Source organism: Flavobacterium sp. DSR2-3-3, from assembly GCF_049896585.1.
Classification (GTDB): Bacteria; Bacteroidota; Bacteroidia; order Flavobacteriales; family Flavobacteriaceae; genus Flavobacterium.
Genome location: NZ_JAFCUP010000006.1, coordinates 84,779 through 106,188, shown reverse-complemented (window position 1 = coordinate 106,188; position 21,410 = coordinate 84,779). Strand labels below are relative to the sequence as shown.

The following is a 21,410-nucleotide window of genomic DNA, read 5'->3' as shown; positions in this document are numbered from 1 at the left end:
AAAGGCACCGAAACTATTTTCTGGTGCCTTTCTTAATTTGTTGGGATTTTGTTACATCAAACGCAGTCAAGATGCAATAATGGTTCTCGATTTCGCTCGAACTGACAATAGGACTCAATCATTAAAATTATTTTTTTACTCCAATATGTTCAAAAACTTAAGCCCAAAAACAACTCCGTCACCTTGAAAACCATTTTGGTACGAACGAACATAATCTACACGAAGCATTTTAAATTTACCAAAACCTAAATTGTCCAGCCCAACTGTCATTTCAGTATAAGGTTTGTTATTGGGTGTAGAAAGTGCATGAGCACCCAGTATCAAAGTTGATTTTAGTTTGTTCAACAATGGTATTTTATTCATGATATAGCCTTTGTCATTGTATTCAATATGCGCTTCAAAATAGCTGTCATTCGTACTGTTAGAATAATATGGGAGCAAGTTAAATACATTCAAATAACGCGCTGATTGTCCAATATGGGTTTGGTTTCCATTGAAATGCTTGAAGTCTATAAAAGCAATATTGTCCGCATTCAAAAACTTTCCCGCTTTTAGATTCAACCCTACAACTCCTTTATTTCCTAATGTCAAATCATACGTTAGTCTGGTGTTGAAATGGTCGAACTCATATTTCTTTTCATTGGCTGCAATTGCTTTTTCATAGCCTAAATATAGAGTTGGAAATTTTTCATTTCGGATGTTAAATTTCCCATCAGGACGGGAAGAATACTTGTTTCCAAAATTGATTTTTGCAAGCAAATTTACTTTTGTCAAATGGTGTTTATCAAAAGCTGGAGTTGTGAAATCATTTGGTGCTAAAGGATTATTCGACGTGTATAAATCGTCCTTGTTGAACAAAGAAAAATCAGTATTATTGAATAATGGTTTGCGTTGCTGATACTCTAACTTTCCATTCAGGTTCACTCCATTTGCAATATCCTGGCTGTAGCCAATTGCCACCGATTCCAGATTATACAACTTCATAAAATTGTTCTTAAAAATTAATGAACTAATCGTGTTTACAGTTTTACTAATAGGATCATTCGTATTAAATTGCTTTAAGGAACTTCCGCCCATCATATATAAGGTAGCAAAATTTTGATTGTTGAACCGGTGGATAAATTGTCCGGTGACACGCAAACGATCTTCAGCGAAACCGTAATTAAGTTTAGTACTGATGGAAGTGTATATTCCTCTATTTTCCTGATTTTTCCTGTTGGTGTATCGAAACCCAGAATCAAAATTATACCCTTGTACGGTATTGAAGCTTAGTGAACCAAGATTCAATAATCCTTCGTAACTAAAACTGTGTTTTTCTGCACTATTCTTATACGTGTAACCGGTCAGTACCTTTAATAATTTAAATTTATTTTCTTTTGCATCTATTGAATCCAAGTATTTTTCTGAATTTCGAACCTTGTAAATGCTATCTTTTCTAACATAATCAGTGCTTTCTTCAATTGTTAACGGAATGGGTCTGTTAGAATTCCAGAACAAGCTGTCTTTTTTATTGGCATTTATTTCTATGCGCGTAATTTCATTTGTAAATGTTTTGGCAGCAAAAGCATCTATAAATTCGTAATTGCTGTACACGTAATTGTATTTTCCGGTAAATTTTATCCCAAAAGCGCCTGCTGTAATTTCGAGACTTTGTGTGTTTTTTGCCCAAATTTTATTGCTGCTGTTGTAGCTGAAATTTTGTTTTAAGGTCATCACATCGACAAATTCCTCTTTCATTCTGTAGCCTTTTATATCCAGATCAACTGCGTAAACCGCCCAGGAATCTTCCACTATATAAATGTATCCTTCAAAAACGGGCTCGCTGTCACGCTTTGACATCACTTTTATTTTGTTGATCATATTTTTATTCTCGTCAAAAAACGTGCTTTCTAAGGTGTAATTATAGTAATTGAAAGCGTTGTTTGCTATTGGAGAAATCATTTGGACACCAAAATCTATGGTATTGTCATAAAAGTCGTAGAATGAAGATCTGGCAGTATTGTAGCTGTAACCATTATCTCTGCCACTTACTTTTGAGGCAGTAACAACTTCTTTTAAGTTGTTGGGTTTTTCAAAAGCTATTTTCGAAAAGGTTTCCGATAAGGAAATAATGCCGGTTCCGGTAGAATCTAAAGCGCCATCAAAGTCACCAATTTTTTGGCCTAATATTTTTTTCGGGGCATTTTTTAATTTAAAAATACCTCTGGAATAAAAGTCAGCGTTGAATCGGTTGGTTTTTAAAGTGTTTACTTTTCTGCTGGCAATAGCATTTTTTATAATCGCCAAAGCGGGATTGTTTTTCTTATTAATAATCACTTCATTCAGTGAAAAACTTTCTTCCTCCATTTTTATATTTAATGAATAAGGCAATTTATCAGTTTGTATTATTATTTTTTGGGTTTTAAAACCTAAAAATTGAAAGACAACCGTTTGTTTTTCTTTTTTCTTTAAATTAAATTCATAGTTTCCTCGTTCATTTGAAGTGGTCCCATTGTAAGTGTCTTCCTGAAAAATAGTGACAAAAGGTAATGGGTTTCCTTTTTCGTCCGTGACAGTTCCTTTTATTTGTGCATTGCTAACAAATGAAACTAAGAAAAGCAGTAGTAGGTAATGTTTTTGCATGAAAGTTTTTTCTTTCACAAAAATAATAGAAGTTTAAAAATAGCGTATTAATTATTTGTTAAAGATTTATTTGGGAGGTAATTATAATTTAAAACTATAAAAAAGACTGTACTGCTAACTCGTAACTTTTTAAACCAAAACCTAAAATAACACCTTTGGCATTTCCTGAAATGTAGGATTGATGTCTAAAACTTTCACGGGAAAATGTATTCGAAATATGGACTTCAATAACAGGCGTAGTAATGGCCTTGATAGCGTCGCCGATTCCGATAGAAGTGTGCGTGTATGCTCCGGCATTCAAGATAATGCCATCGAATGAAAAACCAAATTTCTGAATTTTATCAATTAACTCGCCTTCAATATTACTTTGAAAATAAGTGAATTCTACTGAAGGAAATTTTATTTGTAAGGTGGTGAAATATTCTTCAAAAGTTTGACTTCCGTAAACTTCTGGTTCACGTTTGCCAAGAAGATTAAGGTTTGGTCCGTTGATGATGCTGATTTTCATACGTAGTTAATATTTGTTTTTTATTTGAATATGGAATTCGCATATGATTTATCTGGTTTTCATTACATCTCCGATATGCTCATTTCATAATTCCTGTTTTGGTAAAAATAAAAAAACCGTTCCAATTTATAGAACGGTTTTAATAAATTTAATTTTATTATTTCTAGAATGTAAATCCCGCTGAGATCTGAAGCACTGAGTTCTTTACTTCTGCCTCTTTTGAAGCTTCTGTTAGTCCTAAAACGTAGCGACCTTGTAGAAAAATGTTTTTTGTTACATTTAAAGTTAAACCTCCGGCTACTCCAAATTCAAATGTTTCAGCATTTTTTACATCAAATTCATTTCTTTCACTCAACAAAAAGGAAGCCTGTGGTCCAAGATCTAAACTGACGGTCTTGTTAAAATGTATTTTTGCTAAAACAGGAATGGATAAGTAGCCTAATTCGTTTTTGAATTCTTCAAATGCATTTTTATAAGTTGCTCCCTGCGTAGAGTACAGTAACTCGGGTTGTATAGAAAAGCCATCGGTTAATTTAAGTTCAGCTACCAAACCTGCATGGTAACTGGTAATAGCGTCAGTATTATAATTGTCACTATTTACGGTGATGTTACTTCCTGATTGATTGGCGTAGTTTATACCACCTTTTAATCCAAATTTAACCAATTGTGCTTGCATGTCTACTGATGCTGCGAGTAAAACTACTGCTGCTAGAATTATTTTTTTCATAATTTGTTTTTTTAATATTAATTAGTATTTATTGAAATGGGACTCTTGATTAAAACTATTTTGTTGAATAATTATTGTCTTATTTATCTACCAACTCTTAACGCAAATATTAGTCCAAAAATATTGACAAATTATTATTTAAAGTTCCTATTGCAGAAAATTTAAATATAAACTAAGCTTTTTTTGTTTTAAATTAATGCAATACAGTCGTTTATCGGTATATCTATTTTTGATTATTTTAAATGTTTTTTTATTATTATTTTACTGATAGCTGTAATTAAATAAAAATAATTGTGTCAAAAGTACCTTGACGTTGACGGTAAATTTTCAATAAGAATGTTAATAACTTGTAATGGTAGGAAGTGTATTACTTTAAAATTAATATACTTTTATATCCTTATTAATAACAAATTAAAAAAAAAATGAAAAAAATTATTTTGTCGGTATTTATTGCTTTATTGAGTTGCAGTGGCTATGCACAAAAAGAAGGCGGTTTTAGAGTTGGTCTGGATTTGGGAATTGTACCTACCAATGGTGGTGGCGGTATACTTTTATCTTTGGAACCAAAATACAACATCAAAGATAATATGAATGTTGGTTTAAGAATAGGAGTAGCTGCGATTGTTCGCGATGTAAATGATTCTGGTGCCACTACTAGTGCAAAAGCCTCAGCTAACGGCTCATATGTGGCCACTTATGATTATTATTTTAATGCGTCAGGGAAGTCTTTTGTTCCTTACATAGGAGCTGGCGCGGGATATTATAGTATCGCAAATGTACAGTTTGATGATACGAATAATTCTACTGATGTAAATGTAGATGCAACAGGTAAAGTGGGAGCATTGGTACGAGGTGGTTTTGAGTGGGGGAAATTCAGAATGGGACTAGAGTATAATTTAGTGCCTAAATCTACTTTACAAGATATTAATGGCAATAATAAGGGAACTGTAGCTAATTCCTATGTAGGAATCCATTTAGGATTTTATGTGGGTGGTGGCAAATGGGGAAAATAATTTTTTCGCATCAAAATACTTAAAAACCACTCTTCGGAGTGGTTTTTTTACGCTCAAAAAGTGTTTCTTTGTAACCATGAATTGGGATAGCTACATAAAAAATTATCAATCGTATTTGAAAATTGAACGCGGTTTATCAAAGAATACAGTAGAAAACTATTCTTTTGATATTGAACGTTTGTGCCTTTTTTTAGAGACAAATGAAATCGATGTTTCCCCAATTAATATTAGTGATGAAGCCGTGCAGCAGTTTATTTATAACGTTGCAAAAGAAGTCAATCCGCGTTCACAAGCCAGAATTATTTCCGGTCTAAAAAGTTTTTTCAGCTATTTGATTTTTGAAGATTATAGAATTGACAATCCGTTAGAACTAATTGAAACACCTAAAACAGGACGAAAACTTCCGGATACTTTATCTGTAGAAGAGATTGATCGACTTATCGCAGCTGTTGATTTAAGCTCTAATGAAGGAGAGCGCAACCGTGCAATGGTCGAAACCCTTTATGGTTGCGGAATTCGGGTTTCGGAATTAGTTGCATTAAAAATATCGGATTTATTTTTTGATGAAGGTTTTATCAAAATAACAGGGAAAGGGAATAAACAGCGTTTTGTTCCAATCAGTGATTTTACGCAAAAATACATTCAGATGTATAGGAATACTATTCGAAAAAATCTTACGATTCAAAGGGGTTTTGAAGACACATTATTTTTAAATAGAAGAGGAAAACAATTGACACGAGCTATGATTTTTACGATTATCAAGAACTTGGCTGTCAAAATTGATCTTTATAAAACAATCAGTCCACATACTTTACGTCATTCTTTTGCGACCCATCTTCTTGAAAACGGTGCTGATTTGCGTTCGATACAGTTGATGCTGGGTCATGAATCCATAACTACCACAGAGATATATGTGCACCTTGACAGAAGGTTTCTAGCACAAGTTCTGAATACATTTCATCCAAGGAAATTGTTGGACGACAAATAACATTACTTAATTATAAAATAAAAAAAGACGTATCGATTTTACATCAATACGTCTTTCTATTTTGAAGATTGCCTTTATTTTATTTAGCAATATTTACCGCTCTTGTTTCACGTATAACAGTTACTTTGACCTGTCCAGGATAAGTCATTTCTGTTTGTATTTTTTGTGAGATATCAAAAGATAAGCTTGCAGCATTTTCATCGGAAACTTTTTCGCTTTCTACAATTACTCGGAGTTCTCGACCAGCTTGAATAGCATAAGCATTTTTCACGCCGCTGAATCCATAAGCCACTTCTTCAAGGTCTTTCAAACGTTGGATGTAAGAATCCAATACTTGTCTTCTTGCTCCCGGTCTAGCTCCGGAAATAGCATCACAAACCTGAATGATTGGTGACAATAATGATTTCATTTCAATTTCATCGTGATGCGCTCCAATAGCGTTACAAACCTCTTCTTTTTCACCGTATTTCTCCGCCCACTGCATTCCTAATAAAGCGTGTGGTAAATCACTTTCGGCGTCTGGAACTTTACCAATATCGTGTAATAAACCCGCTCTTTTGGCCAATTTTACGTTAAGTCCAAGTTCAGCAGCCATGATTCCACACAGCTTAGAAACTTCACGGGAGTGTTGCAATAAATTCTGTCCGTAAGAAGAACGGTATTTCATACGTCCTACGACTTTAATCAATTCAGGATGTAATCCGTGAATTCCTAAATCGATAACGGTACGTTTACCGACTTCTATAATTTCATCGTCAATTTGTTTAGCAGTTTTTGCTACTACTTCTTCAATACGGGCCGGGTGAATTCTACCGTCAGTAACTAGTTTATGTAATGCCAATCGTGCAATTTCTCTACGTACAGGATCAAAACAAGAAAGGATAATCGCTTCCGGTGTGTCATCTACAATAATCTCTACTCCGGTTGCAGCTTCCAGTGCGCGAATATTTCTTCCTTCACGACCAATAATTCTACCTTTTACATCATCTGATTCAATGTTGAATACCGAAACACAGTTTTCTACTGCTTCTTCAGTTCCTACTCGTTGAATGGTATTGATGATGATTTTTTTAGCTTCTTGTTGTGCTGTCAATTTTGCCTCTTCAATAGTATCTTGAATATGCGACATTGCTTTGCTTTTAGCTTCTGCTTTTAATCCTTCTACCAATTGATCTTTAGCTTCTTCGGCAGATAAACCAGATATAACTTCTAACTGTTGCAATTGACTTTTATGTAATTTATCAACTTCAACTTGTTTTTTATCTAGATTTTCAATTTTAGTTGTGTATTCTAAAGTTTTAGATTCAAAGTCATCATTTACCTTCTTAGCTTTTGATAACTCGTTAGATATTTGCGATTCTTTATCTCGAACTCTTTTTTCTATTTCAGCAACTTTTTTATCACGTGATAAAATAACTTGTTCATGCTCTGATTTCAATTCAATAAATTTCTCTTTTGCTTGTAGAATTTTATCTTTTTTAATGTTTTCAGCTTCCAGGTTAGCATCTTTTAAAATGGATGCAGCCTCTTTTTTTGAATTTTTAATTAAGTTTGAAATATTGCTTTTTTCTATCAATTTGGCGATAGCAAAACCTCCCGCAATACCTATAATTCCTGAAATAATAATCGTTAATATGTTGTCCATGTTTGTTAAAATTTATGTATAAAAAAGCCTACATTAGAGTGATTGAATAAACTCGAAAAGACAAGTTTTGAGCTAACTCACTGTTCAAGTTTCCTCGCCGGAGCGTGGCATGCTTTAGTAGTGATGATTTGCTCATTCTAAATTGTTAGTGTTGAGTTTACCAAATATGAACTAATGTAGGCAGTATCTTAGTTTTTGTAAAGAACGTTTATTTGTCGAGATATTGATCTAAAACCGCATTGATTTTTTTTATTCTTTCAATTGTAGCTTCTCCGTCAATGGCATTATCAATTTGTTTTTGTTCTGTTTGTGACGCAAATTGTAAGGCACACATTGCCAAAACATCTTGTTTGTCACGAACAGCGTAATTTTCTTCAAATTGCTTAATCATTTTATCAATCTTTTTCGAAGCGCTTCTAAGACCTTCTTCCTGAGAGAAATCAACCGTTAACGGGTAAACTCTATCTGCGATTGATATTTTAATTTTAAGCTTTTCGTCCATATCTTTTATTAATCGGATAGCTGCGCTATACAGTAATCAATTTCGCGAATTAATGAATTTATTTTAAGCTTTGTATCTCTTTTATTATCGTCACTGCCTAGTAATGAATTTGCGACTTTTAGAGTTTCATACTGCGTTTTTAGCGCTTCAATCTCTTGTGATTGACTTTGTATTATGGATGCAGTTTTTATTAATTCGTTTTTCAAATCTTGATTATTTTTCTCTAAACTTTTCATTTTATTGAAAAGTTTTTCGACTTTATTTTCAAGAGTATCAATAATTTCTGCAATCGCACTCATTATATATCTTATTCATTACATAATCATACAAAGTTAGTATTCCTTTTTAATTTTGCAATATTTTATTATTTTTTTTGCATTAAATTAATTAAATATCAGTTTTACAAATGGTTACGAACTGTTTTTTTTAGTGATGATTTGAATACTTTTTTTATCTTAGCAAAAATGTAAACCATGAGATTTCCTTTGATTTTTTTACTGTTTTGTACGGCTGTTTTTGCGCAAGTTGATTATCCAAAAGAGTATTTCAGATCACCTTTGGATATTCCGATGCAATTATCCGGGAATTTTGGAGAGTTAAGGCCCAATCATTTTCATGCAGGTTTTGATTTGAGAACGCAACAAAAAGAAGGATTAAAAGTATACGCTGTGGCCGATGGTTACGTGTCAAGAATAAAGATATCTACATTTGGTAACGGAAAAACAATTTACGTAAATCATCCGAATGGTTTTACCTCCGTTTATGGGCATTTGAAAATTGCCAACGGTGAAATAGAGAACTACATTAAGAAAACACAATATGCAGAACAATCGTTTGAAATCGAAATGTTTTTTAAGCCTGGTGAAATGGTGGTGAAAAAAGGCGAAATCATTGCTTTTTCTGGAAATACAGGAGCTTCAGAAGGACCACATTTGCATTTTGAATTTCGGGATTCTAAAACTGAGTTTATTATCAACCCGATGCTTTTTGGTTTTAATAAATTTTTAAAAGACACGAAGAAGCCCATCATATCAGGAGTTTATGTGTACCCTTTAGATTCCCAAACCACAGTCAATAATTCAAAGCGACCTTTATTACTGAATGTCTCGTTGCAAAAAGATGGGACCTATTTATCGGATAAAGTGGTGGCCAATGGCGCGATAGGTTTTGGCATTTCGGCTTATGACACTGATGACGTTTCGTTTAATAATAACGGAGTGTATAAAGTGCAGTCTTTTTATAATGGTAAATCAAACTTCGGATACGAATTTAATACCTATTCATTTGATGATATGCGTTACATCAATGCGCTAATTGATTATTCGCGATACAAGAAAATGAAGCAACGGGTTCAGAAATTATTCATGAAAAACCCATATAATTTGAGTTTCATTCAAGCCGATGAAAATAAAGGGATTTTACAAGTAAGTCCTAATTTAGCATCGCAATATCGTATTGAAGTTTCGGATTTCTTTGGAAATAAAAAAACGATAGCCATTCCAATCAAATATGATGTTCTGCCTACTGTAATCCTAAAGGAGTCAATTCAATCTAATTATTTTGTAAGAGCAAACAAAGACAGTAATTTTGCGTTAGAGAATATGTCGGTTTTCTTTCCTGCGGGGACTTTTTATGAAGATTTTGATCTAAATTTTGATGTAAAAAATGATACATTATTTTTACACGATGACACGATTCCTGCACATACGAATTTTACAGTTTCAATTGAAGACACAAAATCAACTGAAGCGCAAAGAGAAAAAATGTTTATCGGCAGAATCGAAGGAAAAAAAATAAATTACAATCCCACCTACAGAAAGGATAGCGTTTTCAATACGAAGGTTAAAATTTTAGGTAAATATGCATTGGTTTCGGATATGGTCGCGCCAAAAATAAGCATTGCTATTCCCATAGAAGGAAAATGGATTAGCGAGCAAAAAACAATTCAGCTTTCCATTTACGATGAATTGTCAGGCATAAAATCATACAATGGCTATTTAAACGGAAAATGGGTATTATTCGAATACGATAATAAAACCAGAAAATTAACTCATTATTTCAGTGATGGAATTGTTGCTGATGGTGCCAATGATTTAAAACTTGTGGTGGTGGATAATGTAGGAAATTCGACAGTCTTTGAAACTCGCTTTTTCATAAGCTTAAAAAAATAAAAACCAAATCACTTGAGGACTAATAAATTAATTTTTGTTTTCTTTTTTTGCTTCGCAAGCCTAACTTTATTGGCCCAAACGGCTAGAATAAAAGGAGTTATTTTGGACAAAAACAATCAACCGGTAGAAAACGTAAATGTTTCGTATTCCAATGTTGGCACTCACTCCAATAAAAATGGATTTTATGATCTAAAAGTCCCTGCGAACCAAAAAGTAACGTTAGTTTTTACGCACGTCTCTTTAAAAAAAATTACGATTGCTTTTTCTTTGGATTCCAATGAACAAAAAGAGTTCAACCCAGTGATGAGCGATCAGGAAGAACAAATGGGTGAAGTGATAGTGACATCGAATAACAGAAAGTTAATTCAGGGTGTTACTGTAATTGAGCCTGAAATGATCCGAAAAATTCCGGGCGCTAATGCTGGTATCGAAAACATTTTAAAAACCTTGCCCGGAGTAAATTCTAATAATGAATTGAGTACCCAATACGCGGTGCGCGGTGGGAATTACGACGAGAATTTGGTCTATGTAAATGAAATTGAAGTCTATCGCCCGTTTTTGATTCGGTCTGGACAACAAGAAGGATTGAGTTTTACCAATACAGATTTAGTACAAAATGTTGATTTCTCGGCGGGTGGTTTTCAGGCGAAGTTTGGAGATAAATTATCCTCTGTTTTAGATATTACTTACAGGAAGCCGGTTAGATTTGGCGCAAGCCTCGAAGCGAGTTTTCTTGGAGGAAGTCTCTCTGTTGATGCGGTTTCCAACGATAAAAAGTGGTCTGCAGTAGCGGGAGTCAGATACCGCAACAACAGCCTTTTGGTAAAAAGCCAAGAAACGCAAACAAATTTTACGCCATCCTTTGCGGATATTCAAACCAATATAAGCTATCAGTCTTCGGCTAAATGGCAATGGAGTTTTCTGGGGAATATTTCTCAAAATAAATACCAATATCAGCCATTGACGAGGCAGACTAATTTTGGAACGATCGATAATCCTATGGCACTGACTGTTTTTTATGAAGGTCAGGAAAAAGATAAATACGATACTTATTTTGGAGCTTTAAAGACAACTTTCAATCTTTCGGATAACTTTACTTTGAAATTTATCGGTTCTGTTTTTCAGACTTTAGAACAAGAATATTTTGATATTTTCGCCCAATACCGTTTAGGCGAAGTGGATTCCAGTATTGGATCAGAAACGTTTGGAGAAGTTGCTTTTACAAGAGGAATTGGTTCTCAGTTGAGTCATGCAAGAAATGATTTGGATGCCTTAATTGTAAATACTGAGATAAAAGGATTCCACGATTGGAAAGAAAACCAATTTGAATGGGGCATAAAATATACACGAGAATCTATTCGTGACAGAATAATAGAGTGGGAGATTATTGATTCGGCTGGTTTTTCACTGAATCCACCAATTATTGATTTGCCTAAAAATGATCAACCGTATTCGCCTTACACTGGACCGCTTGTTCCATATCAAAATATCCGAGCAACTAATTTTAATTCTATCAACAGATTTTCAGGCTATGGTCAATGGAGTTTGAAATCGAATATTGGTTCTAGTAAAGTTTGGTATAATGCCGGAGTTCGCATGCACAATTGGGAAGTTATAGGCGCTACTGTAACAGGAAAATCACAGGTTACTTTTAGTCCAAGAGCACAATTTGCGATAAAACCAGATTGGGAGAAAGATTTGGTTTTCAGACTTTCGGGAGGTTTATACCATCAGCCGCCATTTTACAGGGAATTGAGAGATGCTGAGGGAATCGTGCAACCCAATACGAAGGCGCAACAATCTGTTCATTTTGTTTTTGGGAATGATTATAGTTTCAAAATGTGGGAACGTCCTTTTAAATTGGTTTCGGAGTTGTATTATAAATCGTTGACAGATGTAAATACGTACACCATTGACAATGTTCGCATTCGTTACGCTGCCAACAATAATGCAACAGCGTATGCGCAAGGATTAGACGTTCGCTTGAATGGGGAATTTGTGCCAGGAACAGAATCTTGGTTTAGTTTTGGTTATTTAAAAACAGAAGAAAACAGCAAAGACAGAGGGTATATTGCCAGACCTACAGACCAAAGATTAAAATTTGGGCTTTTGTTTCAAGATTATATGCCTAATATTCCAAGTATAAAATTGTACCTAAATTTAATTTACAATACTGGATTGCCGGGAGGTTCGCCGTCGTATGCCGATCCTTATCTGTATCAAAACAGGTTGAATGATTACCGCCGTGTGGATGTAGGTTTCTCCAAAGTTTTTATCGATAATACAACCGTAAAAAAGAATACGGGTTGGTTTAAAGATTTTAAAGAGTTGGCGATAGGTTTAGAGATTTTTAATCTTTTTGACAACCAAAATGCCATTACGAATACTTGGGTTCGCGATGTATATTCTAAAAATCAATATGCAATTCCCAATTATATGACTACCAGAGTTTTTAATGTGAAATTGACTGCGAAGTTATAACCGTAAAGAATTACTAAAGTTTAACCCAATTTTAATTCGTTAAATCAAGTATTGAATGCCATTACCATTTTTAAAAATGACTACATTTGAATTATAATAGTACAACAACATGAAAAAATTATCTATCACAATATTAGGAGTTGCATTTTTGCTTTTAGCCAGTTGTAAAGAGGAGGTTGAAAAACCAAAAGTTACTTATGATGGAACAAATAGAGCAAAAGAACTTGCCAAAGCTGATTCAACCCAGATTCAAATTGCCGATTTACCACTTCAAATGGAAGGAACGGATTATTTGATTCATCCTGTGGCGGATTTAAGCATTCGTGAAAAAGGGATAAAATCGAGGTATGGTTCTTCCAGTGTTAATGATTTGAGTTTTACCATATCAAATTATGGCGAATTTGAAATTACTGGTTTTCTGCAGAATTTAAAATTTCAAAAAGTTGATTCGGATTCCATCAGGAAATTAACAGACAAACCTGTTTTGATTCAAACAGCTACGTATCTGAAGTCGGTTGCTGATAATACCAATAATCAAATTATGGTATACACGATGGTTGATATGGATACAAATAAAGATGGAAAATTAGATACAAGTGATATTAAAGCATTGTATTTAAGCGAAATAAGCGGCGAGAAATTCACTAAAATATCTTCTGATTTTCAGGAATTAATTGATTGGAAATTGATTGGTTCTAATAATCGTCTGTACTATAGAACGGTTGAGGATACCAATAAAAACGGCGAATTTGATAAGAAAGATGTGGTGAATTATTACTATATCGATTTGTCAAAAAAGGAATGGAAAATAATTGGATATGAGCCAGTTTAGAAACACTGATTTTAAATCAAAATATCACTTTCCAAGTCTGATTTCTCAATCGTGAAATCAAAACCAAGTTGTTTTACTAACTGAATGACCAGGTTTTTATACCAGTTTTCGGATTTGGGATGAATGTAAATTTTTTCGATTAACTGATTGATGTCTACATTAATTTTTAATCCATCATTTATTTTTATATCGCTTTCGCCAATGTCAGTGATAATGCGTACTTCGCCTTCATACTGAAAACTTTTTCGTTTGAATAAAAAAGGGAAAAACATATCGTCAAACGGAATGTGTTCTTTTTTGTAATCGATATAATTTACTTCCCCAATATATTGCTTGAAATTTATTTCAGGAATAAGCGATTTTTGCAAACGCCCAATTGTAGACTGAATTGCTAGACCTTCACTGTTTTGTGTGAAAATTTGCCACATGGCGAACGATTCATATTCATTGATGTGCCAGCTGCTGATGGCTACTTTTTCCCGATGTGTTTTGTAATAGTTCAAAAAGTCAGGCTTGTCAATCGAAAGTTTTTTTATTTCCTCGAAAGTAGGTTCGCTAAAAGTACCTTCATATTGATCTTCGAATTTATCCGACCGTGACATGAATAATTTGTCGGACATCAATAAATCTAAAAACTTAGATAAGTCCAGGTATTTCCAAACAACAGTATCTGGATCTTCAGGAAGTTTTATGTTTGGATTGGTGATGTACATTTTTCAGACTTAAAGATTTAAAAAATAATATACTTTAAAGATTTTAATGGTCACGAAAAACGGTGTTCTTCATCGTTATTCGAAAGATTGCATAGACACTAATTTATTATACATGCCATTCAATGCAATTAGTTCGTCGTGCTTTCCTTGCTCCACTATTTTTCCTTTTTGCATCACCACAATCAAATCTGCTTTTTGAATTGTAGAAAGGCGGTGCGCAATAACAATGGAAGTTCTGTTTTGCATCATGTTTTCTAATGCTACTTGCACGAACTTTTCGCTTTCAGTATCTAAGGCTGATGTAGCTTCATCGAGAATCATAATCGGAGGGTTTTTCAAAACAGCCCTGGCAATAGATAAGCGCTGTTTTTGGCCACCGGAAAGTTTGTTTCCGCTGTCTCCTATGTTAGTATGAATCCCGAACGGTAAATCTTTAACAAATTCATAGGCATTGGCAATTTTTAACGCTTCAATAATCTCCTCATCTGTAGCGTCTATTTTTCCCAATGCGACATTGGCTTTGATCGTGTCATTAAATAAAATGCTGTCCTGTGTAACCAAGCCCATCAAACCTCGAAGTGATTTTAAACTAAAATCTTTTATGTTTGTTCCGTCAATGGTGATTTCGCCTTCACTTGTGTCATAAAAACGGGTGAGCAAATTAGCAATGGTACTTTTTCCGCTCCCAGATTGCCCGACAAGAGCCACCGTTTGTCCTTTTTTGACTTCAAGCGTAAAGTCTTTCAAAACATTTTCTTTTTCGTATTTAAAGTCAATGTTTTTGAGGGTTATGTTCGAATCGAATGTATTTTTTTCTATGGCATTTGCTTTTGAAATGATTTCATTTTCAACTTCTAAAACTTCAAAAACCCGTTCTGCGGCAGCTAAACCATTTTTCACGGCATAAGATGCTTTTGAAATGGCTTTGGCAGGAGTTAGAATATTGAAGGCCAACGTAAGAAAAACAATAAAAGCAGCGCCTTCAAGAGTTTTGTCAATTAACACTAAGTTGCCACCATACCATAACAAGGCAGCTATTGTTGTGATGCCTAAAAATTCACTTAATGGCGTTGCCAAATTATTTTTGTCTCCTATGCTATTTGATAAATGCAATAATCGGGTTACCGAACCGTTGAATCTGTTTTTAAAATTAGGTTCTGCATTATAGCTTTTAATTACTTTCAAACCGCCCAAACTTTCATCTACTATTGAAATCAGAAATCCACTTTCTTTTTGTGCCTGTAAGGATTGTGCTCTCAAATTTTTAGCGATTTTTGAAATTATAAATCCCGAAATCGGAATAAAAACCAAAACAAAAAACGTAAGTTCTACGCTTATAAAAAACATGGTGACTATTGCAAATACAATCGTTAATGGTTCTTTTACAATCAGTTCCAGTATCGAAAAAAAAGAATTTTGAACCTCGTTGACATCACCCAGCATTCGCGCCATAATATCTCCTTTTCTTTTCTCTGAATAGTAGGATATGGGTAATTCAATTATTTTGTCATACATTGCTTTTCGTAAATCGCGTAATACGCCATTTTTGAGATGCATGATGTGATGTGATGCGAGGTAATTAAACAAATTTTTGAATAAAAAAGTGATGATTACCAAAGAAACGACAAGCAAAAGGGCAAACTGAGGACTGTTGTCTTTTGTTAATTCAGTTATTTTAAAATACAAAAGATCAGTTCCGTAATCTTTTATATTTCCAATTCCGGTATAAATTGGCTCTTTTTCAATGGTTTTGACTTTGCCAAAAAGTACTTGAAGTACCGGAAGCAGAGTCAACATAGAAATAGTGCTGAACAAGGCATAAAGAACGTTGTATATCACATTCCAAATAATATGAGTTTTGTACGGTTTAGTAAAAGGAATTAATTTTATTAAATTTCTGTCCATTAGTTCAATTGCATTGCAATAATAATATTTTTAATCTTTTCGTTTAAAATGCTTTCTACATCTTTGAAATCTTCAACTGATTCCAATTCTGTATTTACACTGATGTAAAATTTTATTTTAGGTTCCGTTCCGCTTGGTCTGGCGCAAATTTTAGAACCATCTTCCGTGTAGTAAATCAATACGTTTGATTTTGGAATATTCATTTTGGTTTCCTCATCCGTAAGCAAATTTTTCGCTATCGATGATTGGTAATCTTCCAGCATAATCACACGTTGTCCGTTGATTTCTTTCAATGGATTTTCTCTCATGTCAATCATCATCTGATTGATTTCCTGCAAACCATCCATTCCTTTTTTAGTCAATGAAACTAAGTATTCTTTATAAAAACCGTTATCAACATACAGTTGTAGTAATTCTTTGTAAACCGTGCTTCCTTTAGCTTTGGCTTGAGCCGCAAGTTCACAAATCAATAAAGTAGCCGCAACAGCATCTTTATCGCGTACGGCATCACCTACCATATAACCAAAACTTTCTTCGCCACCACCTATGAATTCCAACTCAGGAAAATCCTTGATCATCTTAGCAATCCATTTGAAACCAGTCAAACCCACTTTGCATTCTACATCGTAATTTGTCGCTAGTTCCATCATCATAGGTGTCGAAACGATTGTAGAACCTACAAACTGTTTCCCATTAATTTTCCCTGCTTTTTTCCATTGTTCCAATAAAAATGCAGTCATCAAAATCATGGTTTGATTTCCGTTTAGCAATATCATTTTGCCTTCGTTGTTTCTAACGGCAATTCCTAAACGGTCACAGTCAGGATCAGTCCCAATAACAATATCCGAATTTGTTTTATCAGCCAAAGCCAATGCCATTGTCAGTGCTTCTGGCTCCTCTGGATTTGGAGATTTTACAGTTGGGAAATCACCATTCGGCACTCTTTGTTCTTCAACAATATTCACATTCGTGTAACCCGCAGATGATAAAGTATCAGGCATTAAGGTTATGGAAGTCCCATGCAAAGAGGTGAAAACAATATTCAGATTTTCTTTGGCGTCAGCCGAAGTTCCAAAGCTGGCATTCTCGATAGTCGATTTGATAAAAGCTTCATCAACTTCGGTATCAATATAATCTATCAAGTCTTCATTGGCAGTAAACTTGATTTGATTGTAATTTAAATTCTCGATAACAGAGATGATTCCCTCATCTTCCGGTGGCACAATTTGTCCACCATCTTGCCAGTATACTTTGTACCCGTTATATTCCGGGGGATTGTGAGAGGCAGTTAGAACTATTCCGCATTGACAACCTAAATGTTTTACCGCAAATGACAATTCCGGTGTGGGTCTCAATTCCGAAAACAAATACACTTCGATTCCGTTAGCTGAGAAAACATCCGCAACTAATTTGGCCAAAGTATCGCTATTATGACGGCAATCGTAAGCAATAACCGCTTTCAAAGGTTGGTTAGGAAATGCAGTATGCAAGTAATCAGAAAGTCCTTGCGTAGTTTTTCCTAGCGTATATTTATTGATGCGATTGTTTCCTACACCCATAACTCCTCGCATTCCACCAGTTCCAAATTCAAGATTTTTATAAAAACGCTCTTCCAGTTCTGTAGCCGAGGTAATCATCAATTCTTTAATCTCTTCTTGTGTAGCGGTGTCAAATATTGGCGTAAGCCACTCATTTACTGCGTCCAATATATTTTGTTTGATCTCCATGCTATAGTTTTTTAGTTTCTAAATTCGTAATTAAAATTTAAATCCAGTTGTTTTGTTTTTAGGAGCAATATCCTGCTATCCGCTGTATCTTTTTCTTTTTTTAAAGAAAAAAAAGAAAAAGGATGCCGCTACTATCAGGGCTAGTTATTAGTTACACGAGAAAAATTATCTTTTCATTTAGTTTTAGTTGAAACTATAAAAAATTAACTTCACTTGATATTTTATAACGCTCTTCATTATTTTTTGTGCGCAAAATTATTTCGCCAAGAAATCCAGCCAAAAATAATTGTGTTCCCAAAACCATTGTGGTAAGCGCGATATAAAACCAAGGATTGTTCGTTACCAGGCTGTAGCGCATGTCATTATACATATGGTATAGTTTTGAAATACCAATATATCCGGCAAGCAAAACCCCAATAATAAACATTAACGATCCCATGGCGCCGAATAAATGCATCGGTCTTTTTCCAAATCTTGAAAGAAACCAAATAGTTATTAAATCCAGGAAACCGTTAATGAAACGTTCCATCCCAAATTTAGTTTCACCATATTTTCTGGCTTGATGCTGCACTACTTTTTCGCCAATTTTTCCAAAACCGGCATTTTTTGCCAAAACCGGAATGTATCGGTGCATTTCGCCCGAAACTTCAATATTTTTTACCACAATATTTTTGTAGGCTTTCAGTCCACAGTTGAAATCATTCAATTCCACTCCCGATGTTTTTCTCGCCGCCCAATTGAATAATTTAGAGGGCAGGTTTTTTGCCACTACGGAGTCGTAGCGTTTCTTTTTCCATCCGGAAACTAAATCATATTTCCCATTGGTAATCATATCATACAATCCCGGAATTTCCTCTGGGCTGTCTTGCAAGTCAGCATCCATTGTAATTATAACATCACCTTGCGCTTTTGCAAAACCAGCATGCAACGCTTGTGATTTTCCAAAATTTTTCATGAAACGAACGCCTTTTACATGAGGGTTTTCTTGGGCAAATCCTTCTATAATATTCCATGAATTATCGGTGCTTCCATCATCCAGAAAAATGATTTCATACGTATAATTATGAGAATGCATCACTTTGATGATCCAATTATAGAGTTCATTAAGTGATTCCTCTTCATTAAGAAGCGGTATGAGTATTGATAAATTCATTAATTTTTATTCTTGTGTAGTTTTGCTTTTAAAGAATGCTGCCAAAATTAATCCGAAAATTGAACTAAAAACAATACTAAAAACAGATCCTTTTAGTAATTCTAATGTAGAATAAGGATTATTTTCTTTTAATTTTGCAATAGCTTCATTAATGGCTGATGCCGGTGTGCCAAATTTTTGCATCATATTGACAGTGTATTTAATCATTAATTCACTTAAAGTCTCTTTGGCAGAAGGATCAATGAAATTGAATAAAAGAACATTAAAAAAAGTTGAAATTAAAATACCTATTAGTGTAGCTATAAAGTAAGTCGTAAAAGCATCCTTAAAAGAGAAAACATTGTTCAGCTCTTTTTTTGTTTTCGAAAGTAAAACAATTCCCAATGTAAGATAAACCAAAATACTTAAGACTCCAATCCACCAAGAAGTAAACAAATTTAAATCAATAGCGTAAATTGTTGAAGTGATTAATGCAGAAACAATTCCAATTGTTACTCCAAAGGTTATTCCATTCTTTTTAATAATTTCATTTATCATTGTTGTTGTTTTAGAATTAATCCACAAATATAACAATTCCCAATATATTCGGAGCTAAAAATCACTTTTTACGATTATATAAAAAAAGTGAGACAAATATTTGATTATTGGAAAAAAATTGTAAATTTGCAGACTCAAAATAATATTGTAAAACAAAAAGTTATAAGGGGTTTATACCTTTTCTGTTAGAAGAAAAGCTTCAAGACAAATTATAATTAACAAATAAAAAAGATTAACAAGATGAAAAAAGGAATTCACCCAGAAAATTACAGATTAGTTGCATTTAAAGACATGTCAAATGACGAAGTTTTTATTACTAAATCTACTGCAGATACAAGAGAAACATTAACAGTTGATGGTGTTGAATACCCAGTTGTAAAAATGGAGATCTCTAGAACTTCTCACCCTTTTTACACAGGTAAATCTAAACTTATTGATACTGCAGGACGTATTGATAAATTCAAAACTAAATACGCTAAACACGTTAAATAATTTTAACTTGTTCATAATTATAGTAAAGCCTTTCTTTTCGGAAGGCTTTTTTTATTTTATTTATTTTAAAACTTTGTAACTTTGAAGACGATATAATAAAAAAGAAAGTTGTTTGAACTAATTTCTAATCAACAAATAACTGAATCAACAAATAAACAATTTTATGAATTACATACTTTTTGACGGACCTTCCAGAAATGCCTTATTGCCTTTTACTTTCACGCGTCCTGTTGCAGATATTCTTATTGGTATCATGACGATTCGTCAAAAATGGGAAATGCGTCTGGGTTCTACCACCACCACATTGACAGAGGAATATTTATCAGAAAAATTTCCAATGGTAGAGTTAGAGGTAAATGTAATGATAAATGCGTCCTTTCTTCCTAATGATGTTTTGATTGAGATGGTAAGTAATCTGGAACCGAATCAGGCTATTTTTAAAGGCGATGAAGTGATTGCTTTTTACACTTCGGAAGAACAGGAAGAAGTAGATTTTGATACTTATGAAATTTTAGAGTACAACGAGGAATGTTTGACGGTACATAATACTTGGGACATTTTTTCTAAAAATGATGCGGCAATACGAGAAGATTTTGAATACTTGACTGAAGACAGAAGATCGCAGCCTATTCCCAAAAGTGTCAACGTCATCGCTTCCGAAAATATATTTATAGAAGAAGGTGCAAAATTAGAGTTTGTTACTCTAAATGCTTCTACAGGTCCAATATACATAGGTAAAGATTCAGAAATCATGGAAGGTTCGGTAATCAGAGGTCCTTTTGCCTTGTGCGAAAATGCAACTGTAAAAATGGGTGCCAAAGTCTACGGAGCAACAACTGTAGGTCCGCATTCAAGAATTGGAGGCGAAGTCAATAATTCCGTTTTATTTGGTTATTCTAATAAAGGACATGATGGATTTTTAGGGAATTCTGTTCTCGGTGAATGGTGTAACGTCGGAGCCGATAGTAACAATTCGAATCTAAAAAACAATTACGAAGAAGTAAAATTGTGGAGCTATGAAACGGAAGGTTTTGCTAAAACAGGTCTTCAGTTTTGCGGATTGATGATGGGCGACCATAGCAAATGTGGTATTAATACGATGTTCAATACAGGAACAGTAGTGGGAGTAAGCGCAAATATTTTTGGCAGTGGATTTCCGCGCAACTTTGTGCCAAGTTTTTCTTGGGGCGGTGCTTCAGGATTCACGACTTATATCACAAAAAAAGCGTTTGAAACTGCTCGGTTGGTGATGAGCCGCCGAAACGTAGATTTTGATGAAAGAGAAGCGGCAATTTTAGAATATGTTTTTGAGGAAACTAAAAAATGGAGAAAAGAATAATTTCTGCATCATATATAAAATAACGTAAGCCTCTTGATTGAGGCTTACGTTATTT

18 protein-coding genes are annotated in these 21,410 nt (G+C 34.0%); 7 read left to right on the top strand and 11 right to left on the bottom strand.

Going from position 1 to position 21,410, the window contains the following annotated elements; genetic code table 11:
• Window positions 1–135: 135 nt before the first annotated feature.
• The 3 genes from ACP7AQ_RS09880 to ACP7AQ_RS09870 form a co-directional block, all read right to left on the bottom strand.
• Window positions 136–2,622 carry a DUF5686 and carboxypeptidase regulatory-like domain-containing protein gene (locus tag ACP7AQ_RS09880; RefSeq protein ID WP_426095351.1) on the bottom strand — a complete coding sequence of 829 codons (2,487 nt, stop codon included), beginning with the start codon at window positions 2,620–2,622 and terminating at the stop codon, window positions 136–138.
• Between the two features lie 94 nt (window positions 2,623–2,716).
• Entirely contained in the window at window positions 2,717–3,130 is a 414-nt protein-coding gene (gene aroQ, locus ACP7AQ_RS09875) for a type II 3-dehydroquinate dehydratase (RefSeq protein ID WP_426095350.1), read from the bottom strand.
• Between the two features lie 163 nt (window positions 3,131–3,293).
• Window positions 3,294–3,857: a porin family protein gene (locus tag ACP7AQ_RS09870; RefSeq protein WP_426063523.1), complete on the bottom strand. Its 564-nt coding sequence runs from the start codon at window positions 3,855–3,857 to the stop codon at window positions 3,294–3,296.
• A gap of 422 nt (window positions 3,858–4,279) precedes the next feature.
• On the opposite strand from ACP7AQ_RS09870, the gene ACP7AQ_RS09865 reads away from it, so the two are divergent.
• Both ACP7AQ_RS09865 and xerA read left to right on the top strand, forming a co-directional pair.
• Window positions 4,280–4,870, top strand: a complete 591-nt coding sequence (locus ACP7AQ_RS09865) for a hypothetical protein (RefSeq protein ID WP_426095349.1) — start codon at window positions 4,280–4,282, stop codon at window positions 4,868–4,870.
• 76 nt (window positions 4,871–4,946) lie between these two features.
• Window positions 4,947–5,858 (top strand): site-specific tyrosine recombinase/integron integrase, encoded by a 912-nt coding sequence (gene xerA / locus ACP7AQ_RS09860; protein WP_426095348.1) that lies wholly within the window; start codon window positions 4,947–4,949, stop codon window positions 5,856–5,858.
• Window positions 5,859–5,937: 79 nt separating this feature from the next.
• On the opposite strand, the gene rny is transcribed toward xerA, so the two are convergent.
• The 3 genes from rny to ACP7AQ_RS09845 all read right to left on the bottom strand — a co-directional run bounded on the left by rny (window position 5,938) and on the right by ACP7AQ_RS09845 (window position 8,304).
• On the bottom strand, window positions 5,938–7,503 hold the full coding sequence (gene rny, locus ACP7AQ_RS09855) for a ribonuclease Y (protein ID WP_426095347.1): 1,566 nt from the start codon (window positions 7,501–7,503) through the stop codon (window positions 5,938–5,940).
• Between the two features lie 208 nt (window positions 7,504–7,711).
• A complete protein-coding gene (locus ACP7AQ_RS09850) occupies window positions 7,712–8,005 on the bottom strand; it encodes a cell division protein ZapA (RefSeq protein ID WP_091203538.1) in 294 nt (97 codons plus the stop codon).
• An 8-nt stretch (window positions 8,006–8,013) separates the two neighbouring features.
• The gene (locus ACP7AQ_RS09845) at window positions 8,014–8,304 is read right to left on the bottom strand and encodes a hypothetical protein (protein WP_426063526.1); all 291 of its coding nucleotides are present in this window, start codon (window positions 8,302–8,304) and stop codon (window positions 8,014–8,016) included.
• A 174-nt stretch (window positions 8,305–8,478) separates the two neighbouring features.
• On the opposite strand from ACP7AQ_RS09845, the gene ACP7AQ_RS09840 reads away from it, so the two are divergent.
• The 3 genes from ACP7AQ_RS09840 (at window position 8,479) to ACP7AQ_RS09830 (ending at window position 13,489) form a co-directional block, all read left to right on the top strand.
• Window positions 8,479–10,176 (top strand): M23 family metallopeptidase, encoded by a 1,698-nt coding sequence (locus tag ACP7AQ_RS09840; RefSeq protein WP_426095346.1) that lies wholly within the window; start codon window positions 8,479–8,481, stop codon window positions 10,174–10,176.
• Between the two features lie 12 nt (window positions 10,177–10,188).
• Window positions 10,189–12,657, top strand: a complete 2,469-nt coding sequence (locus tag ACP7AQ_RS09835; RefSeq protein ID WP_426095345.1) for a TonB-dependent receptor — start codon at window positions 10,189–10,191, stop codon at window positions 12,655–12,657.
• A gap of 109 nt (window positions 12,658–12,766) precedes the next feature.
• Complete coding sequence (locus tag ACP7AQ_RS09830) at window positions 12,767–13,489, top strand: hypothetical protein (RefSeq protein WP_426092597.1); 723 nt, start codon at window positions 12,767–12,769, stop codon at window positions 13,487–13,489.
• 11 nt (window positions 13,490–13,500) lie between these two features.
• Here ACP7AQ_RS09830 and ACP7AQ_RS09825 read toward each other — a convergent pair whose 3' ends face one another.
• The 5 genes from ACP7AQ_RS09825 to ACP7AQ_RS09805 form a co-directional block, all read right to left on the bottom strand.
• The gene (locus tag ACP7AQ_RS09825; protein ID WP_426095344.1) at window positions 13,501–14,202 is read right to left on the bottom strand and encodes a hypothetical protein; all 702 of its coding nucleotides are present in this window, start codon (window positions 14,200–14,202) and stop codon (window positions 13,501–13,503) included.
• Window positions 14,203–14,277: 75 nt separating this feature from the next.
• Complete coding sequence (locus tag ACP7AQ_RS09820; RefSeq protein ID WP_426095343.1) at window positions 14,278–16,107, bottom strand: ABC transporter ATP-binding protein; 1,830 nt, start codon at window positions 16,105–16,107, stop codon at window positions 14,278–14,280.
• Window positions 16,107–17,834, bottom strand: a complete 1,728-nt coding sequence (locus tag ACP7AQ_RS09815) for a phospho-sugar mutase (RefSeq protein WP_426095342.1) — start codon at window positions 17,832–17,834, stop codon at window positions 16,107–16,109. The genes ACP7AQ_RS09820 and ACP7AQ_RS09815 overlap by 1 nt, the downstream gene beginning before the upstream one ends.
• Window positions 17,835–18,027: 193 nt before the next feature.
• Window positions 18,028–18,987, bottom strand: a complete 960-nt coding sequence (locus ACP7AQ_RS09810) for a glycosyltransferase family 2 protein (protein ID WP_426095341.1) — start codon at window positions 18,985–18,987, stop codon at window positions 18,028–18,030.
• A 6-nt stretch (window positions 18,988–18,993) separates the two neighbouring features.
• On the bottom strand, window positions 18,994–19,524 hold the full coding sequence (locus ACP7AQ_RS09805) for a DUF4199 domain-containing protein (RefSeq protein ID WP_426095340.1): 531 nt from the start codon (window positions 19,522–19,524) through the stop codon (window positions 18,994–18,996).
• A 240-nt stretch (window positions 19,525–19,764) separates the two neighbouring features.
• On the opposite strand from ACP7AQ_RS09805, the gene ACP7AQ_RS09800 reads away from it, so the two are divergent.
• Entirely contained in the window at window positions 19,765–20,016 is a 252-nt protein-coding gene (locus ACP7AQ_RS09800; protein ID WP_039109118.1) for a type B 50S ribosomal protein L31, read from the top strand.
• Between the two features lie 163 nt (window positions 20,017–20,179).
• The gene (locus ACP7AQ_RS09795; RefSeq protein WP_426095339.1) at window positions 20,180–21,355 is read left to right on the top strand and encodes a GlmU family protein; all 1,176 of its coding nucleotides are present in this window, start codon (window positions 20,180–20,182) and stop codon (window positions 21,353–21,355) included.
• Window positions 21,356–21,410 lie beyond the last annotated feature (55 nt).

Bases quoted from the DNA above. Each gene is read 5' to 3' on its own strand.
- ACP7AQ_RS09830 (WP_426092597.1), top strand. From the start codon at position 12,767: ATGAAAAAATTATCTATCACAATATTAGGAGTTGCATTTTTGCTTTTA.
- ACP7AQ_RS09800 (WP_039109118.1), top strand. From the start codon at position 19,765: ATGAAAAAAGGAATTCACCCAGAAAATTACAGATTAGTTGCATTTAAA.
- ACP7AQ_RS09810 (WP_426095341.1), bottom strand. From the start codon at position 18,987: ATGAATTTATCAATACTCATACCGCTTCTTAATGAAGAGGAATCACTT.
- ACP7AQ_RS09825 (WP_426095344.1), bottom strand. From the start codon at position 14,202: ATGTACATCACCAATCCAAACATAAAACTTCCTGAAGATCCAGATACT.
- ACP7AQ_RS09880 (WP_426095351.1), bottom strand. From the start codon at position 2,622: ATGCAAAAACATTACCTACTACTGCTTTTCTTAGTTTCATTTGTTAGC.
- xerA (WP_426095348.1), top strand. From the start codon at position 4,947: ATGAATTGGGATAGCTACATAAAAAATTATCAATCGTATTTGAAAATT.
- ACP7AQ_RS09820 (WP_426095343.1), bottom strand. From the start codon at position 16,107: ATGGACAGAAATTTAATAAAATTAATTCCTTTTACTAAACCGTACAAA.
- ACP7AQ_RS09795 (WP_426095339.1), top strand. From the start codon at position 20,180: ATGAATTACATACTTTTTGACGGACCTTCCAGAAATGCCTTATTGCCT.
- ACP7AQ_RS09850 (WP_091203538.1), bottom strand. From the start codon at position 8,005: ATGGACGAAAAGCTTAAAATTAAAATATCAATCGCAGATAGAGTTTAC.
- ACP7AQ_RS09815 (WP_426095342.1), bottom strand. From the start codon at position 17,834: ATGGAGATCAAACAAAATATATTGGACGCAGTAAATGAGTGGCTTACG.
- ACP7AQ_RS09840 (WP_426095346.1), top strand. From the start codon at position 8,479: ATGAGATTTCCTTTGATTTTTTTACTGTTTTGTACGGCTGTTTTTGCG.
- ACP7AQ_RS09865 (WP_426095349.1), top strand. From the start codon at position 4,280: ATGAAAAAAATTATTTTGTCGGTATTTATTGCTTTATTGAGTTGCAGT.
- aroQ (WP_426095350.1), bottom strand. From the start codon at position 3,130: ATGAAAATCAGCATCATCAACGGACCAAACCTTAATCTTCTTGGCAAA.
- ACP7AQ_RS09845 (WP_426063526.1), bottom strand. From the start codon at position 8,304: ATGAGTGCGATTGCAGAAATTATTGATACTCTTGAAAATAAAGTCGAA.
- rny (WP_426095347.1), bottom strand. From the start codon at position 7,503: ATGGACAACATATTAACGATTATTATTTCAGGAATTATAGGTATTGCG.
- ACP7AQ_RS09805 (WP_426095340.1), bottom strand. From the start codon at position 19,524: ATGATAAATGAAATTATTAAAAAGAATGGAATAACCTTTGGAGTAACA.
- ACP7AQ_RS09870 (WP_426063523.1), bottom strand. From the start codon at position 3,857: ATGAAAAAAATAATTCTAGCAGCAGTAGTTTTACTCGCAGCATCAGTA.